The organism is Pseudoalteromonas sp. Ps84H-4 (assembly GCF_024124645.1).
GTDB classification, from domain to species: domain Bacteria; phylum Pseudomonadota; class Gammaproteobacteria; order Enterobacterales; family Alteromonadaceae; genus Pseudoalteromonas; species Pseudoalteromonas lipolytica_C.
Genome location: NZ_JAMXSK010000013.1, coordinates 1 through 15,666, shown reverse-complemented (window position 1 = coordinate 15,666; position 15,666 = coordinate 1). Strand labels below are relative to the sequence as shown.

The 15,666-nt window shown below is 41.8% G+C and carries 13 protein-coding genes; 7 read left to right on the top strand and 6 right to left on the bottom strand.

From position 1 onward, the window contains the following. The first annotated feature begins 40 nt into the window (after positions 1-40). Positions 41-949: a LysR family transcriptional regulator gene (locus tag NH454_RS12495; protein ID WP_253039228.1), complete on the top strand. Its 909-nt coding sequence runs from the start codon at positions 41-43 to the stop codon at positions 947-949. 51 nt (positions 950-1,000) lie between these two features. On the opposite strand, the gene NH454_RS12490 is transcribed toward NH454_RS12495, so the two are convergent. Beyond that, positions 1,001-1,618: a LysE family translocator gene (locus NH454_RS12490; protein ID WP_054562642.1), complete on the bottom strand. Its 618-nt coding sequence runs from the start codon at positions 1,616-1,618 to the stop codon at positions 1,001-1,003. A gap of 91 nt (positions 1,619-1,709) precedes the next feature. Continuing rightward, a complete protein-coding gene (locus NH454_RS12485) occupies positions 1,710-2,471 on the bottom strand; it encodes an SDR family oxidoreductase (protein WP_205994335.1) in 762 nt (253 codons plus the stop codon). Positions 2,472-2,578: 107 nt separating this feature from the next. Between NH454_RS12485 and NH454_RS12480 the strand changes: the two genes are divergently transcribed. After that, the gene (locus tag NH454_RS12480; RefSeq protein WP_253039226.1) at positions 2,579-3,481 is read left to right on the top strand and encodes a LysR family transcriptional regulator; all 903 of its coding nucleotides are present in this window, start codon (positions 2,579-2,581) and stop codon (positions 3,479-3,481) included. Here the strand turns inward: NH454_RS12480 and NH454_RS12475 are convergent. From NH454_RS12475 to NH454_RS12465, 3 genes are all read right to left on the bottom strand, one after another. Continuing rightward, complete coding sequence (locus NH454_RS12475; protein ID WP_253039224.1) at positions 3,461-3,757, bottom strand: hypothetical protein; 297 nt, start codon at positions 3,755-3,757, stop codon at positions 3,461-3,463. The two genes, NH454_RS12480 and NH454_RS12475, sit on opposite strands and share 21 nt — an antisense overlap. Before the next feature lie 161 nt (positions 3,758-3,918). Next, complete coding sequence (locus NH454_RS12470; RefSeq protein WP_253039222.1) at positions 3,919-4,311, bottom strand: DUF4345 domain-containing protein; 393 nt, start codon at positions 4,309-4,311, stop codon at positions 3,919-3,921. Between the two features lie 339 nt (positions 4,312-4,650). Continuing rightward, positions 4,651-7,104, bottom strand: a complete 2,454-nt coding sequence (locus NH454_RS12465; RefSeq protein ID WP_253039220.1) for a prolyl oligopeptidase family serine peptidase — start codon at positions 7,102-7,104, stop codon at positions 4,651-4,653. A 161-nt stretch (positions 7,105-7,265) separates the two neighbouring features. Between NH454_RS12465 and NH454_RS12460 the strand changes: the two genes are divergently transcribed. The 4 genes from NH454_RS12460 to NH454_RS12445 all read left to right on the top strand — a co-directional run bounded on the left by NH454_RS12460 (position 7,266) and on the right by NH454_RS12445 (position 13,233). After that, a complete protein-coding gene (locus tag NH454_RS12460) occupies positions 7,266-8,273 on the top strand; it encodes a LacI family DNA-binding transcriptional regulator (RefSeq protein ID WP_138557797.1) in 1,008 nt (335 codons plus the stop codon). Continuing rightward, positions 8,270-9,490, top strand: a complete 1,221-nt coding sequence (locus tag NH454_RS12455; RefSeq protein ID WP_253039218.1) for a glycosyltransferase — start codon at positions 8,270-8,272, stop codon at positions 9,488-9,490. Before NH454_RS12460 ends, NH454_RS12455 begins: the two co-directional genes overlap by 4 nt. A gap of 149 nt (positions 9,491-9,639) precedes the next feature. Further along, on the top strand, positions 9,640-10,866 hold the full coding sequence (locus NH454_RS12450) for a threonine/serine exporter family protein (RefSeq protein ID WP_138557799.1): 1,227 nt from the start codon (positions 9,640-9,642) through the stop codon (positions 10,864-10,866). 123 nt (positions 10,867-10,989) lie between these two features. After that, positions 10,990-13,233, top strand: coding sequence for a tetratricopeptide repeat protein (locus NH454_RS12445; protein WP_249930222.1), 2,244 nt, complete (start codon positions 10,990-10,992; stop codon positions 13,231-13,233). 53 nt (positions 13,234-13,286) lie between these two features. Here the strand turns inward: NH454_RS12445 and NH454_RS12440 are convergent, their stop codons facing one another. After that, on the bottom strand, positions 13,287-14,783 hold the full coding sequence (locus tag NH454_RS12440; protein WP_135926884.1) for an arylsulfatase: 1,497 nt from the start codon (positions 14,781-14,783) through the stop codon (positions 13,287-13,289). Between the two features lie 357 nt (positions 14,784-15,140). Between NH454_RS12440 and NH454_RS12435 the strand changes: the two genes are divergently transcribed. Then, positions 15,141-15,581 (top strand): hypothetical protein, encoded by a 441-nt coding sequence (locus tag NH454_RS12435; protein ID WP_253039216.1) that lies wholly within the window; start codon positions 15,141-15,143, stop codon positions 15,579-15,581. Positions 15,582-15,666 lie beyond the last annotated feature (85 nt).

Below are 15,666 nucleotides of genomic sequence, written 5' to 3'. Positions count from 1 at the left end.
ATTTACGATTTCTTAAAACTGAATTAAGAAGGCCTGAACCATGAATTCCAAGCTGATCAAAACATTGCGTGTATTTTCTCGTACTGTTGAAACGGGCAATATGAGCAGTGCAGCGACAGAGTTATCGATGACCACATCGGCTGTCAGTCAACACATTAAGCAATTAGAGCAAGAAATCGGATTGAGCCTATTTAACCGCAGCCCTCGCGAACTCACTTTGACCGAAGCTGGCCACCTGTATTATCAAAGCTGTTTAAAAATGCTAGCACTGGCAGATCAAGCCAGTACGCAGTTACAAAATCTACAAAATAAGCCAAGTGGTGAGCTCAAATTAGTTGCGCCTGTAGGTTTTGGTGGTGGATTGCTAAGCGAACCACTAGATCGCTTAATTAACGAGTTTGATGATTTACGTATTCAGTTAATTTTGACTGATGAGCCAATTGATATGATCAAATGCGGCGCTGACCTAGCGATTGCGATTGGCCCATTAACTGACTCTAACCTCGTTGCTCGTAAATTAGCAACTTGGCCGTTAAAGTTATGTGCTCATAAAGACCATGCAATTAGCAAACTCGATAAAGCAAGTTGGGATGACCTTGGTAACTTTGCCCGTATTGCACACAGCAATGCCGACAGCAACGCGTTTAACCCATTAACGCTGGCAAGCAAGCCATTACCAAAAGCAAAGATCACCGTAAATAATATGCAAAGCTTAATTAAATTAGTGTGTGATGGTGTTGGCTATGGCGTGCTACCAGAGCCAGAAGTAAGACATTTACTAAAATCGAAAGAGCTGGTTGAAATTGCACCCGAGTGGGCAATGCCTAATTACACTGTTTACGCAGTGACTCCAGCGAGAGACAGCTTAGCGGCAAAAACAAAAACCGCCATTGATACTTTAAAACTGTGCTTTAACCATGTATCAAAGCAAGTTGAATTAGTTGATTAAGACTCAATAAGGATAATACCCATATGCGGATGGGTATTATCCAAATTAGCGTTAACCCAGCGCCAGCCAAACGCCCACACACATCATTAGCGCGCCAGCAATACGGTTTAACCACTTCACATTATCGCCTTTATCTAAAAACAGCCTTAAGCTCTTTCCGCCTGTTGCGTAAATCAACATACAGATAAATTCGCTCAGCATAATAATGCTCACTAATACCGCAAGCTGAGGGGCAACCGCTAAATCAACATTAATAAACGGAGGGAGTAAAGAAATCATAAATGCCCACCCTTTTGGGTTTGCAATGGCAGTGATATAACCCTGCGAAAATAATTGCCCACGACCAATTTGTTGCTGTGTATCATCGTTAGGTTTAAAGCTGGTTTTAGCGCGCCACATATTAACACCTAAGTATATTAAGTACGCGCCACCTAGGTATTTTAAAAAGGCAAATAACTCAGGGTAATTAAGCATAATACTGGCAACCCCTATCACCGCAGCAATGGCTACCGTGGCAACGCCTAACACCTCGCCTACCATCATCCAAAGCGTACGTCTAACGCCCACACTCATCCCCAACGTCATAGCGAGCGTCATACACATACCGGGTGTAATAGAAACAAAGAAAAAGGTCGGAATAAAAACCGCGAGTACTGCTAAATCGAGCATATATGCAATCACATGATTATTACTTAAAAAGAGAAAGCGATTAAAACACATTCACTTAAATAAGCAAACAAACACGCGATTGCTAACAGGGTCATAAAAACATACCGCCCGATGCTTCAATGCGTTGCCCGGTCACCCAACGGTTTTCATCACCGAGTAATTGCGCAATCATAGGACCAATATCATCAGCTTGGCCAACGCGTCCCATAGCTGTAAATGAACTGACTAATTGAGCAACATGCTCATTATCACGGACAGCACCGCCACCAAAATCAGTGGCAATTGCGCCTGGTGCGACGACATTCACGGCAATATTGCGACCAGCAAGTTCCTTTGCCAGGTATTTAGTTAATACCTCAACGGCTCCTTTCATGGTGGCGTAGGCCGCTTTTCCCGGTAATGCAAAACGTGTCAGCCCTGAAGATAAGTTAATAATACGCCCGCCATCATTGATCATCTCATGCAATGTTTGCGTTAAGAAAAACACACCTTTTACATGAACATTCATCAAATTATCAAACATAGCTTCGCTGGTATCAGCAAATGCACTGTCACTGCCATGACCTGCATTATTGATTAAATAATCAAATCGAGATGTTTGCCATTGTGTTGCTAAGGTACTTTCAAGTGTTTGTTTGAATTCAGCAAAACCTAAAATATCGCTCACATCAAGTTGAATGGCGACGGCTTTTGCCCCCAGTGCAGCTACTTCCTCTACAACTTGCTGCGCTTCATCTTTATGGCTTCTGTAAGTAAATACACAATCAATGTTCTTACGTGCCAAACTTAAAACTGTATTTTTACCTAAACCGCGATTACCACCTGTGATCACTGCAATTTTGTTGCTCATCATGCTTACCCTTTTGCTTTGAAGTAATTGTGAGCAACCAGTATATTTACACTGCAAAACCAGATAAACCATGTAAAATTGAATTAACTGTTCGTAAATAACAAACAATCATGAATGAACTGAATGCCATGAAAACCTTTGTTCAGGTTGCAGAGCTAAAAAGCTTTTCGGCTGCAGCACTTGCGTTGAGCATGCCTAAATCATCCGTCTCGCAGTTGGTCAAACAACTCGAAGATACGTTAGGTGCTCGGCTTCTAAACCGCACAACAAGGCGAGTTACGCTGACCAACGAAGGCACGGTTTTTTATCAGCGCTGCAAAGATATGCTTGCTGATATAGACGAACTACAAACCCTATTTCATAAAAAAGACGAAGCGTTATCAGGGCGTCTTAGAGTAGATATGCCACAGCCAATTAGCCGGCGTTTAGTGCTGCCGAATCTAGACAGCTTTTTATCTGCACACCCGCAATTAGAGATTGAACTGAGTAGTTCAGACAGACGAGTTAACCTAATTGAAGAAGGCTTTGATTGCGTAGTGCGAGTCGGTCAATTAGAAGACTCATCGCTGATTGCGAAAAGAATTGGCCACTGCCCGATGATTAACTGTGTAAGCCCAGGTTATATTAAAAACTATGGCAACATCACAAAACTTAGCGATTTAGCCGAGCACTACATTGTTCGCTATAGCCAAACACTCGGTCAACTTGACCCCGGCTTCGAATACCAAGATACACAAGGCGATTGGCAAACCCTCACCATGAAATCGCAGCTCACAGTCAACAATACTGATGCTTATAAAGCAGCGTGTTTAGCAGGGCTTGGCCTTATTCAAGTGCCTCGTCATGGGGTTCTCGACGAGCTCAGCCGTGGTGAACTTATCCAAGTTTTACCTGACTATAATTTGCCGCCCATGCCTATGAACATCGTCTACCCAAATCGACGTCACTTACCAAGACGTACCCGAGTGTTTATTGATTGGTTAAGCGAGCAATTAAAACCGATTATCAAGTAAAAATGATAAGCGTTCATCAGCTTCAGATGGCGTTAACTCAATGATTTCAGATTTAACTACATTTTCGATTACAAAAGGATCTTCAGCGATAATTTCTTCGATCTCCTGTTTTGAAACATCGACTGCAATAATGCCGCCGCCTGCGTTAGGCTGCAAGCTTCCTGATAATACAAAAATACCTTTATCAAAGCCTGTCTGAAGCCACTTTTTATGGCCTTCCATGAAATCTTTAGCTTGAGATTTATTATCAGAAAACGTTAGTTGAATTATAAACATTTCATTATTCCTTTAATGTATTAGTGAACTCACTTTCAAATTGCTGTAGCAATTTTAAATAAACGCTGAAAATTAAAAAATAAAATTAGAAGCTAAAACCACGTTCGTGTAAAAATGGCGGTTTATTATTGACTCAATTCAACCAATCCAATGAGTGTTTTTCACTCTTCATTCTGCTTTTGTGTTATAAGAAACAAAGCACTGAAACCTATAGAAAATTCCAGTATAAAATATAAAATTAATAGCCAGTGGGGCAACCCGTCTAACATGAAGCTTAATAACCTACCCATTGCTAAACCAAGCATAAATATAGATAACGCGATTAATGCAATGCGACGATACGATGCTCTTACAACCCCTAAAAGCCAGAAAGACAAATTAAATATATACAAAAACATGACAGCTCTAAAAATATGATTGCCATTAACATTGTTTATATCTAGCTCAAACAGGTAATTTAGACTTAGCTCAGGATTTACTCCATAAGAAAGAGCTATAGGAATTAAGCCAAAAGACGCAATAAGAAGTAAGGCACAACTTTTATCTATTTTCATCTTTACCATTGGTCAAATCTCTTAGTATAAAAATTTAGTTCCGGCCGATACTCACCCCACAACCAGCATCAAAAACCATATACATGACTGATAACTAGAACATCATTTATCCTAGAGTTGGTAAACTGCTTGTTTCACCATTCAGTCTAAATCTACTACCACTTGACGGACTTAGTAAGAATATTTTAATTAATATTGGTTAAATCAGAAAAATCTTACATTCTCATGCTTATGATCATTTGCCAGTTTTTAAATATAAATCGATAAAAGAATATGCAAGTAGCCAATACAAAAATCCCCGCTATTAAGCGGGGATTTTTAATATAAGTAACTAAATAATTACTGAGTGTCACCTTCAACGGCAACTGGCTCTTCGGGTTTTTCGTCACTTAATAAGTATTTATCTAACCACTGCTCTTGCTCCCAAAGTACATGCAGCAGGCTCTTTCGAGCGCGATAGCCATGCGCCTCATAAGGTAACATAACTAAACGAGCCTCTTTTCCTAGGCCTTTTAATGCAGCATACATACGCTCGCTTTGCATTGGGAAGGTACCCGAATTTGGATCTTCTTGACCGTGGATCATCAGCATAGGCTCATTGATTTTCTCAGCGTGGAAAAACGGTGACATCGCCGCGTACACATCTTGTGCTTGCCAAAAATCACGTTCTTCACCTTGAAAACCAAATGGCGTTAGGGTGCGGTTGTAAGCACCACTGCGGGCAATACCCGTTTTAAATAAGTCGCTGTGTGCTAGTAAATTCGCCACCATAAAGGCACCATAAGAGTGACCGGCAATGGCAATTTTGTCTTTATCTGCCACACCTTTTTCTACAAGTACATCTACCGCTGCCTTAGCACTTGCCACCAGCTGCTTACGGAATAAGTCGTTTGGCTCTTTACCGTCAACACCCACAATTGGCATTTTCGGGTCGTCAAATACGGCAATACCTTTTGCAAGATAAGGCATTGGTCCCCAATAACCGATATAGGTAAATTCATACGGCGATTCGCGCATTTGTGACGCAACAGCTTTATCTTTATATTCAAGTGGATAAGCCCACATTAGAACTGGTAACGGGCCTTGTGTTGAATCATAACCCGGCGGCAAATAAAGCGTACCACTTAGCTCAACGCCATCGTCACGTTTGTATCGAATTAACTCTTTAGTCACTCCTTTAAATTCTGGGTAAGGGTGCTCAAAGGTCGTAAGTTGAGTGAGGGTTTTATCGTCTAAGTCGCGAATAAAGAAGTTAGGCTGCTCAGTTTTAGATTCACGAATGGTAATTAAACGTTCGCCTTCGTCATCAAGCATTGCACGCACACGCTCATAGTATGGCGCTTCTGACTGCCAAACGCGTGTTGTGGTATTCGTTTTTACATCATAACGGTCTAAAAACGGAATATTGCCTTGTTCAGATGCACCGTTACCGCGTAAGAAAAGGTAACGACCGCCAACAACTTTTAATACATCAGCACCTAAGTCATTCTTTTCATAAATTGGATAGCCGGGATCTTTGTAGGCATCGTTATAGCTACGCTCAGAAAATAGCACGCGGTTTTTATCTGCATTACGCGGTTGAATAACAAAAACTCGTTTTTGTCGGTCGCTAAAGCGCCACTCAGATAATAAGGCTACATTGCCATTGCCCCAAGCAATTGAGTCAAAACGGCGTTCAACTTTGGCAAATAACTTAGCATCGCGTTTAAAGGGGGCTTTTAGGCTATAAAGGTGATCGTGATAAGGCACGTCGTTTTTCATATCGCCGCCGTCTTGGGCCTCAGCCCAAATAACCTCAGCCCCTTGATCTGCTCGCCATTGAAAATCACGGCGACCGGTTCTAACACTGTCATAGCCTTGTGGAATGTTATCAGCTAAAGGCTGTTTTGCGAGCTCAGCTAAAGTATAACCACGCATCCCCCAAATTTGCCATGTAGCAGCAAAACGACTGAAAGGTACTTGATATGAAAAAGGCTCATCAATCATACTAACCAAAATGTTGGTTGAATCAGGCGACACCGAAAACGCTTTAATTAACCCAGGTTGACCAATCGGTTGGCCCTGACCACTGAGCGGAATATAAGTTAATTGGCTTTGTGCGTAAAACTTAAATAGGGCTTCATCAAATGGGCTGGTTAATAAGTTTTGATAAGTTCTCGCTGGTGCTTTCTCACCACTACTTTGTTGAATAACAGGCATCACTTGCGTGCTATCGTTTGTTAAGCGAGCTTTACCAATATTAACCGCTGCATTAGCAACAATGGCGCTGCTATCTGGTAGCCAAGTATAAGGTGTGCTGGTTAAAACCGAATTAAGCGAGGTGTCACTTAACTGACGGGCTTGTTTAGTACTAACATTATAAACCCATAAATTAGCACTGGATGCTTGCTCAACCACAAACGCTAAGTACTGACTGTCACTTGACCAACTTGGTGAGCGTAAAATGCCATTTGGCAAACCCGATACAACAATTTCAGAGCCGGTTTCAACATGCTTAAGCACTAAAGATGTAAACTTATTACGCACTCGTGAGCGCGAAAAATTAGCAGGGTTAAGCTTAATACCCGCAAGTTTTAACTCTTCTTTAGCCAAGTCTTGTAGTGTATCAATGCGTTTTCTATCAAATAACGCCAGCCACTGACCATCATTTGATAAATAACTACTAGGCGCAAGCTTAGCGTCAACCACAGCAGCTAGCGCTGGCGATGGAGTTTGATAACCTTGATTAGCAAAACTTGGTATGCAAACAGCTGCGCCAATGACTAGCGCAAAAAGCAATTTAAATGCTTTCATGTTCGTTCCTTTTTCGTTTTTATTTTCGATTATGTAAACAAGTAGAACATGTTTGCAGCATTTCATAAAGAGTTTCGGCTCTTTTAGCAGCCAATCAGTGACTTAAACACCTACTTTAAGCTAAAATAGACACACGCTATTCACCACTTTTGCTAATAAAAATGAAAAAATCGACAGGCAAAGTCACTATCTGGGATGTTGCTGAACAGGCACAGGTTTCAAAATCAACCGTGTCTTTGGTCCTTACCAACAGTGATAAGGTCAGTAAAAAGAGTAAAGAAAAAGTGCTGGCAGCCATTGATAAGCTAGGCTATGTGTATAACCGTGATGCAGCAGCGCTTCGCAGTAAACGATCAAACCTAGTCGCGTTGGTTATAAATGATTTAACCAACCCCTACTCAGCTCAACTTGCTGTTGGCCTCGAAAAACACATTTTTGAGCTTGGTATGTTGCCGATGCTGGTAAATATTGCAGAGTGCGTAGAAAGACAAACCCAAGTGGTGAAAACCTTAAAAGAATACAATGTAGCAGCATTTATTATGTGTCCGGCTCCGGGCACACAGCAGCAGTGGCAAGATGATTTAATAAATAGCGGCTTTCCGGTTATTAATATCATGCGCGAAATTCCATTTTCAGCAGCGCCGTGTATTTTGCCTGATAACAAGAAAGGCACACACATTTCAACCAGCCATATTTTATCGCAAGGTATTGAAGATATAGCCTTTTTAGGTGGCACCGCAGAAATATCTGATTACCATGAACGTTTAAGTGGTTTTTTATCTGCGCTGGAGCAATTTAATATCACTGACGAAAAACCTGTTATTCAAGCGCCGACCAATCGCCAAGGTGGTCGAGAAGCCTTTAATACCCTTATAAAGCAAGCGCCAAATACCAAAGCCATTGTCTGTTTTAATGATGTTATTGCCTACGGCGCGATTGAAGCAATGCGTCAACACGGTCTCGAGCCGGGTAAAGATATCAAAGTTATTGGCTTTGATGACTTAGAAGATTCGCGCTTAATGCTGCCTTCTCTTTCGACCATCGCTATTAATGCCGACGAGATCGGTAAACGCACCTGTCAGGTGTTAAAAGAACTATTAGATAAATCAACACCCCCAGTTCGCACCTTGGTGGATGTTAACTTAAAAATACGAGACTCAAGTCAATGAAAAAAGTGTTAGTGATCGGCTATGTTTGGCCTGAGCCTAATTCGTCTGCAGCCGGCACCCACATGATGTCACTCCTGCGCGCCTTTCGTGCAGAAAATTGGCAAGTTGAATTTGCAAGCCCAGCGCAAAAAACCGAACATATGGTAGATCTCAGCGAAGATGGCATCACCACGCAGGTAATTGCATTAAACTGCTCAAGCTTTGATGAGTACGTGCAAAGGTATAATCCTGATATTGTGATGTTTGATCGCTTTATGATGGAAGAGCAGTTTGGCTGGCGAGTCGATAAATACTGCCCTAACGCACTTAAAATTCTTGATACCGAAGATTTACAGTGCCTCAGAAATGCACGCCACGAAGCTCACAAAGCAGGCCGAGAATTCAGCCATAGCGATTTACACAGTGATATTGCAAAGCGAGAAATCGCCGCTATTTTACGCTCAGACATCAGCTTAATTATCTCGCACTACGAGATGCAGCTACTCAATGACGTTTTCAAAGTTGATAGCGCCCTACTTCACCACTTACCATTTTTGGTTGATTTGCAGCATATTCCTACCAGCACCAAAGCATTTGCAGAGCGTAAACACTTTATGACCATAGGTAATTTTCGTCATGCGCCAAACTGGGATGCTGTTTTGTACTTACAACAAATTTGGCCGCTGATCCGCAAACAATTGCCCGATGCCGAACTACACATTTACGGCTCTTACCCGCCACCAAAGGCGACAGCGCTGAACAATCCAAAAACCGGTTTCTTAATAAAAGGCTGGGCTGATGATGCCTACAAAGTCATGGAAGATGCACGCGTGTGTTTGTCTCCACTGCGTTTTGGTGCAGGTATTAAAGGCAAGTTACTCGAAGCAATGATCATGCAAACACCAAGCGTAACAACTCCGATTGGCAGTGAAGGCATGCATCAAAACGAGCCGTGGTCAGGTGCAATATGTGAAGATGCACAGCAATTTGCTGATGCAGCAGTGGCACTTTATCAAGATGAAGCGTTATTTATTCAGGCACAGCAAAATGGCCAGCTGTTATTGCAAAAATATTATGATAAATCAAAACTTCAGTCGCAGTTAATCGCTAAAATCACCGCCATTAGTGAGTCATTAGCACAGCATAGACAGCAAAACTTTACCGGCCAAATGCTCAAACATCACACCATGCGATCTACCCAATATATGGCGCAATGGATTGAAGCTAAAAATAAGTAATTTTGCTGTAAATAACACTAGACATAGCGGCTTTTGTCGCTAAAATCGCGCTGGTCAATTTAAGCGATATTGTCTTACGACTAGACTATATCTTATTGAATTTTGGTCTATCCTTAACTGAACAATTTAACCTTTGGTTCAAAACGCCTTTGAAAACCGCAACGTTTACTGAAAAACGAAAATTTATCGTGAAGCTTGGCAAAATGCTTCATAAATACGGTACACCTGCTTACCGACTAGAAGCGCACTTAATGGAAGTTGCGACTTACCTCGGCTTAAAATCATCTTTTGTTATGTCGCCAACATCAGTGACCTTTGTTATTTGGACAGATGGTCACGAAGAAGAGTACACCCATGTTGCGCGTGTTGATCCGGGCGATCACGACTTAGGCTCGCTGGCAGATACCGATGATTTAGTAAACAAAATGCTTAACGGTGAGCTAACGCTACAAGAGGTCGATAAACAACTCGACATCATTTACAACCTGCCAAACCCGTATAATAAATTTATGACCGGCGTTGCTTTTGCAACCTCTGGCGGTGCATTTGCCATGTTAATGGGTACCGGTTGGAATGATGTGTTTTGGTCAGCACTGATCACCTTAGTGGTGTACTTATTTGTGCTTTGGTCAACACGCTCAAAACGCGTCGCGCATATGCTTGAGCCTTTAGTGGCCATTGTTTCTGCAATTATCGCGTGTGCGGTCAGTGTTTACCTAGACGCCGAAATAAACATACGATTGGTGGTGCTATCAGCCATCATTGTGTTTATACCCGGCTTAGCATTAGCTTTAGGGTTAGCTGAGCTTGCAGCACGGCACTTGGTGTCTGGTACAGCACGGGTGATGGACTCATTCATGCTGCTGTTTAAGCTGTATTTTGGTGCTTTTATTGGTATTGGCATTGGTTTCGCTATGTTTGGTCAAGCAGACTACGTGCAACCAGAGCCTTTACCAAAATGGACAGCATGGCTTGCTATATTCATGCTATGTAGCAGCCTAATCGTGATTTTTAGAACCAAACTAAAGCATGCGGGTTGGTCTATTGCGTCTGGCTTTATCGCCTATGGCACAAGCATTGGATCTGCCATGTATCTAGACTACACACTTGGCACATTTGTTGGCGCTTTATCTGTAGGGGTTTTTAGTAACTTGTTTAACCGTGTTGCTAATGCACCTGCCTCCATTGTTGCTATGCAAGGTTTAATCGTATTAGTACCGGGGAGTAAAACCTATATTGGTTTGAACTCATTAATTGAAGGTCAAGATTTCGTCTATGCAGAGCATATTGGCCAACAAACCTTCTTGATATTTATGTCATTAGTGGCGGGGCTTATTTTTGCTAACGTCGCGCTTCCACCAAAGAAAAGTCTATAATCTACTGAGCCCGAGTTTATCGGGCTTTTTTACACCCTCGTTTTAATAAGCCGACTTTGCTTATCAGTAACAAACTGATATAACTCATAAGTGCATGTGGTAAAAATAAAAAGGATTTATTTAGTGATAAGATTGGCTTGGCTGCTATGCAGCTTGTTCGCATTTAGTGTGTTTGCAGAATCCCAGTGTGTTAACTGTCATCAGAGCCAAGTTGAAGACTGGCAAACATCCCATCATTTTCATGCTATGGAAAAAGCCACTCCCGCTTCGGTGCTTGGTAATTTCAATGATCAAACTCTAGACTACCAAGGCCAACCAGCGCGCTTCTATCAACAAGGCCAACAACTTTTTATAAGCATGCCAAACCTTGATGGCAAGCTGACTGACTACCCTGTTTTATACACATTTGGCTATGAGCCACTGCAGCAATACATGTTTGATATGGGCCAAGGCCACATACAGCTATTTCCGTTTGCGTGGGACTCACGCAGCAAAGCGCAAGGCGGTCAGCGCTGGTTTGTATTGCATCCTGAGCAGAAACAGCACGACCTATTTCATTGGGCGCAAAAAGGCCAAAACTGGAATCATATGTGTGCTGATTGCCACTCAACTGATTTCAAAAAGCAATTTGACCTTAAAACGAATAGCTTTAACTCAAGTTATTCAAGCATTAACGTGAGCTGTAAAGCGTGTCATGGCGATAGCCAAGCTCATTTAAAATGGGCTGATGGCGATAGCAGTATTGCCGATAAGGGCTTTACCCATAACATTAAAAAGCAAACCCCACTGTTTACTCAACAAGCTGATGGCAGTATGCAAAGCGTACAGCCACTGGTAAAAAGCGAGCAAGTGCAAGTGTGTGCAACCTGTCATGCTCGCCGTTCACAGCTTGATGACCGCAAAGACCCACATAGCTTTTTACAAAACTTTCAAGGCTCGTTACTCACTCCTGAGCTTTATCACGTTGATGGTCAAGTATGGGATGAAGACTATGTATGGGGCTCGTTTTTACAAAGTAAAATGTTCAATGCAGGGGTTACCTGTACTAACTGCCATAACCCTCATTCGGGTAAATTAAAACTGCCTGGGAATCAAACTTGTACGCAATGTCATAGCCAAGAGGTGTTCGATACACCTAAGCATCACGGCCATAAAGTGGCAAGTACAGGTAGCCAATGTGTCGATTGTCATATGCCCACCACTACCTATATGCAAGTAGATGCAAGGCGCGACCACAGCTTTCGAGTACCTCGCCCTGATTTAACGTTAAAAACCAATGCTCCCAATGCCTGTAATAGCTGCCATGAAGATAAAACGCCGCAATGGGCGGTCGCCAAAATAAAAGACTGGCACCCAAATTCAAAATATCTTGGTACTGCGCATTTTTCTGAGGCGTTTTATGCCGCCGATAACCGCCTACCTAATGCATCGACCATGCTGACTAAAATTGTGCAAGATAAGGGCTTTCCTGAGATTATTCGCGCATCAGCGCTCAGCCGCTTAGCCGCAAGCCCCGATAACAATGCTATCGTTGCGATTGCTCGCTCAATAAAAGACAACGAGCCATTAAAACGCCAAGCAGCCATTGAAGCGGCAATGCCTTTTGATATCAACCAACGCTGGCGTTTATTAAACCCGCTTTTAGATGATGAGCATTTACCAATCAGAGCCGAAGCTGCAAGAGCTCTGGCGGCCATGTTAACTCAGCCGTTCCCAGCTGGCCTCAATGAGCAAGACACTAAGCGCTTAAATTCAGCGCTCGATGAGTACAAAGATATTCAACAATACCAAGCAGAGCGCGGCTACTCACATACTAATTTAGGGAATCTGGCGCTCACATTACAAAAGCCAGAACAAGCCAAAGCATATTATTTACAAGCCATCAGTATTGAACCTATTTTTGCTCCCGCTTATGTGAATTTAGCTGATTTATATCGCAATCAAGGCGATGAAAAAGCTGCGCAAGCTATCTTAAAACAAGGCTTAGCAGTGAACGCAGAAAGCGGCGATATTCATTATGCCCTGGCAATGAGCCTTATTCGCTCTAAACAAAAGAACACCGCGCTTAATCATTTACAAAAAGCTGCACTGTATGCACAAGAAAATGCAAACTATCAGTTTACCTACGCATTACTGTTACAAGATTTAGGTAATATGCCAGCAGCTATATCTGCCCTTGAACGCGCCTTTAATCTGACTCCGAATAACCCGGATATTAGCTACAGTCTGGCACAGTGGTATGTGGCACAAGAAAACTACAATCAAGCGTTGTTTTATGCCAGAAACTTAGCGAGGTTAGTGCCCGGTAACCAGCAAGTTCAGCAGTTTGTGAAACAGCTCGAAATGATGAAGAGTATTAATAAATAAGCATTAGAAAAGGGCCAAGTAGGCCCTTTTCTATTGAACTTTAAGGAGAACTATTAATGTCCATAGTTCAGTGATTTTGCTTTTTCGATTGCTTCATTCACGTTAAGTGACGCCGCTTCCTGACGCGGTGGAAACTCAACAAAAGTTTGTACATGTTCATTTAACTTAGCAATGATCGGCTGTAGCAACCAACTCTTACGCATAATTTGGTGAAAGCCAGTGATACCGTCGTAGTGCTCTAATGGATCTTTACGTAAGTTAAATAGCTTAGGCATACTGTGCGTTACCATATCATCGTAATATAACCCTGTTGGTTTGGTTGCAAAATGCATTTTCCACGGGCCAAAACGAACAGCTGTTAGCTGTGATTCATAGTAGTAAAAGAAGAAGTTCCGCGCTGATTTATCCGCCTTACCAGTCCAGTACGCTAAGTTATTTTCACCATCAATATAAACTTTATCTGACTTTTTAAGCTTTTCACGTAAGTTGTTCTCGCCAAGTGCTGCGGCAATCGTTGGGAAAACATCTTCATGCGATGAAATACCATTTAGCTTTAAGCCTTTTGGTATTTTGTTTGGCCAACGAACTAAGAAAGGCACACGCACGCCCCCTTCCCATGTTGTCATTTTTTCGCCGCGGAACGATGTTGTTCCAGCATCTGGCCAACTTGATTGTTCAGGGCCATTATCGCTGGTGTAAATAACAATGGTGTTATCGGCAATTTTTAGCTCATCCAGTTTATCCAGTAGCTTACCAACATGACCATCGTGTTCCATCAAACCACTACCAAAAATATCTTCTTCAGAGCTAATGCCCGTCGCTAAATTACGACTTTCAGGTTTTAAGTGAGTGTATACATGCATTCGGCTTGTAGCGTGCCAAATAAAGAATGGCTTTTTCGCTTTAACTGCACGCTCCATAAAGTTAAGTGAACGCTCTAACACTTCTTCGTCAAAGGTTTCCATACGTTTGCGAGTAAGTGGACCCGTATCAATGATTTTGCCATTGGCGTAAGATTCGATAACACCACGTGGGCCAAATTTTTTCACAAACTTAGGATCTTTTGGGTAATCCGCTTGCTCTGGCTCTTCAGATACATTTAAGTGATACAAATTACCGTAAAATTCATCAAAGCCATGCTTTGTTGGTAAGTGTTCATCTAAATCACCTAAGTGGTTTTTACCGTATTGCGCCGTCATATAACCGCGATCTTTTAAAAATTCAGCTAAGGTGGGATCGGCTTCTTTAATACCAAGAGGATTTCCCGGTTGGCCTACCGTTGTTAAGCCAGTTCGAATAGGTAATTGCCCCATTAAAAATGCGGCACGACCCGCTGTACAACTAGGCTGAGCATAGTGATCTGTAAACAACGCACCTTCGTTAGCAATGCGATCAATATTAGGGGTTGGGTAGGTCATACCATGTGAGTAGGCACTGAGTGAAATTGGCGCAACGTCATCAACCATTATGGCCAATACGTTTGGCTTATCTGACGCTAGGCTTACTGTTGAAACCAAGCTGCAAATAGCCGCCGCTATTAGTTTTTTCATAAATTATCCCTTTTTATTAATAGTACTATTTACTCCTAAAGAGCTCAGTTTAGTATAAGATGAAAACAAAATACGTCTAGTTTCTAATCTAGTAAAAAACGATTTAAATCAATTATTCATAAAATCAAAACTTTTTTATTAAAGTATACTCTCTACTGTTTTTACTAGGTTAGCCATTATCATAATTAAACCCAAACCCACTTTATTATATTGCAGCGGGTAGATTCTAAACCGCTATATTCATTTAAACTACTCCAAATTATTTAGCGGCTTGATGATTGAATTCAATAAATAAATAGACTATAAGTACCTAAAGAATTAGTAAGCAACTTTTTATTACTTGTGTAAGGAAAACACATGCCTTTTCTACGAATTTCGTTCTTATTTTCACTTGCGTTTCAACTATCAAATTTGTCAGCTAATGAAAAAGAAGTACAAGATATGTCGGACCCACTTGCGGTATATACCCAAATAGGCGCAGGCTCAACTAACAAGGGGATTAACCTTAAAGTAGGACAAGCCTATGACACCGGTATAACAACAACTGCTGGCATGAATGTTATCGAAGTGAAAGGGATTTACGGTGATGCGCTAGGCTGGGAGAGTGATAACAAAACCACTGATTCCATTGATTCTTTTCGCTTTCGTAACTTTTCGGTTGATTTAACTTCGATGAGCGCTAAACAACTTGATGCTTCCTACAACCTAAATGCGAATTTGGTTGCAGATGAAAGCATGGATATTTCGTATAGCTACGGCCTTGTTGATCAAATGCAGCTCTCTAATAAACTCACTTAACTTACTGATATTTAGGCAGACCAAGGGTGTTGATCTTATTTAGCGCCTTCACTTTGATCATCGCTTCAACCAGTTGGCGATTGTA

Bases quoted from the DNA above. Each gene is read 5' to 3' on its own strand.
- NH454_RS12495 (WP_253039228.1), top strand. From the start codon at position 41: ATGAATTCCAAGCTGATCAAAACATTGCGTGTATTTTCTCGTACTGTT.
- NH454_RS12490 (WP_054562642.1), bottom strand. From the start codon at position 1,618: ATGCTCGATTTAGCAGTACTCGCGGTTTTTATTCCGACCTTTTTCTTT.
- NH454_RS12485 (WP_205994335.1), bottom strand. From the start codon at position 2,471: ATGATGAGCAACAAAATTGCAGTGATCACAGGTGGTAATCGCGGTTTA.
- NH454_RS12480 (WP_253039226.1), top strand. From the start codon at position 2,579: ATGAATGAACTGAATGCCATGAAAACCTTTGTTCAGGTTGCAGAGCTA.
- NH454_RS12475 (WP_253039224.1), bottom strand. From the start codon at position 3,757: ATGTTTATAATTCAACTAACGTTTTCTGATAATAAATCTCAAGCTAAA.
- NH454_RS12470 (WP_253039222.1), bottom strand. From the start codon at position 4,311: ATGAAAATAGATAAAAGTTGTGCCTTACTTCTTATTGCGTCTTTTGGC.
- NH454_RS12465 (WP_253039220.1), bottom strand. From the start codon at position 7,104: ATGAAAGCATTTAAATTGCTTTTTGCGCTAGTCATTGGCGCAGCTGTT.
- NH454_RS12460 (WP_138557797.1), top strand. From the start codon at position 7,266: ATGAAAAAATCGACAGGCAAAGTCACTATCTGGGATGTTGCTGAACAG.
- NH454_RS12455 (WP_253039218.1), top strand. From the start codon at position 8,270: ATGAAAAAAGTGTTAGTGATCGGCTATGTTTGGCCTGAGCCTAATTCG.
- NH454_RS12440 (WP_135926884.1), bottom strand. From the start codon at position 14,783: ATGAAAAAACTAATAGCGGCGGCTATTTGCAGCTTGGTTTCAACAGTA.
- NH454_RS12435 (WP_253039216.1), top strand. From the start codon at position 15,141: ATGCCTTTTCTACGAATTTCGTTCTTATTTTCACTTGCGTTTCAACTA.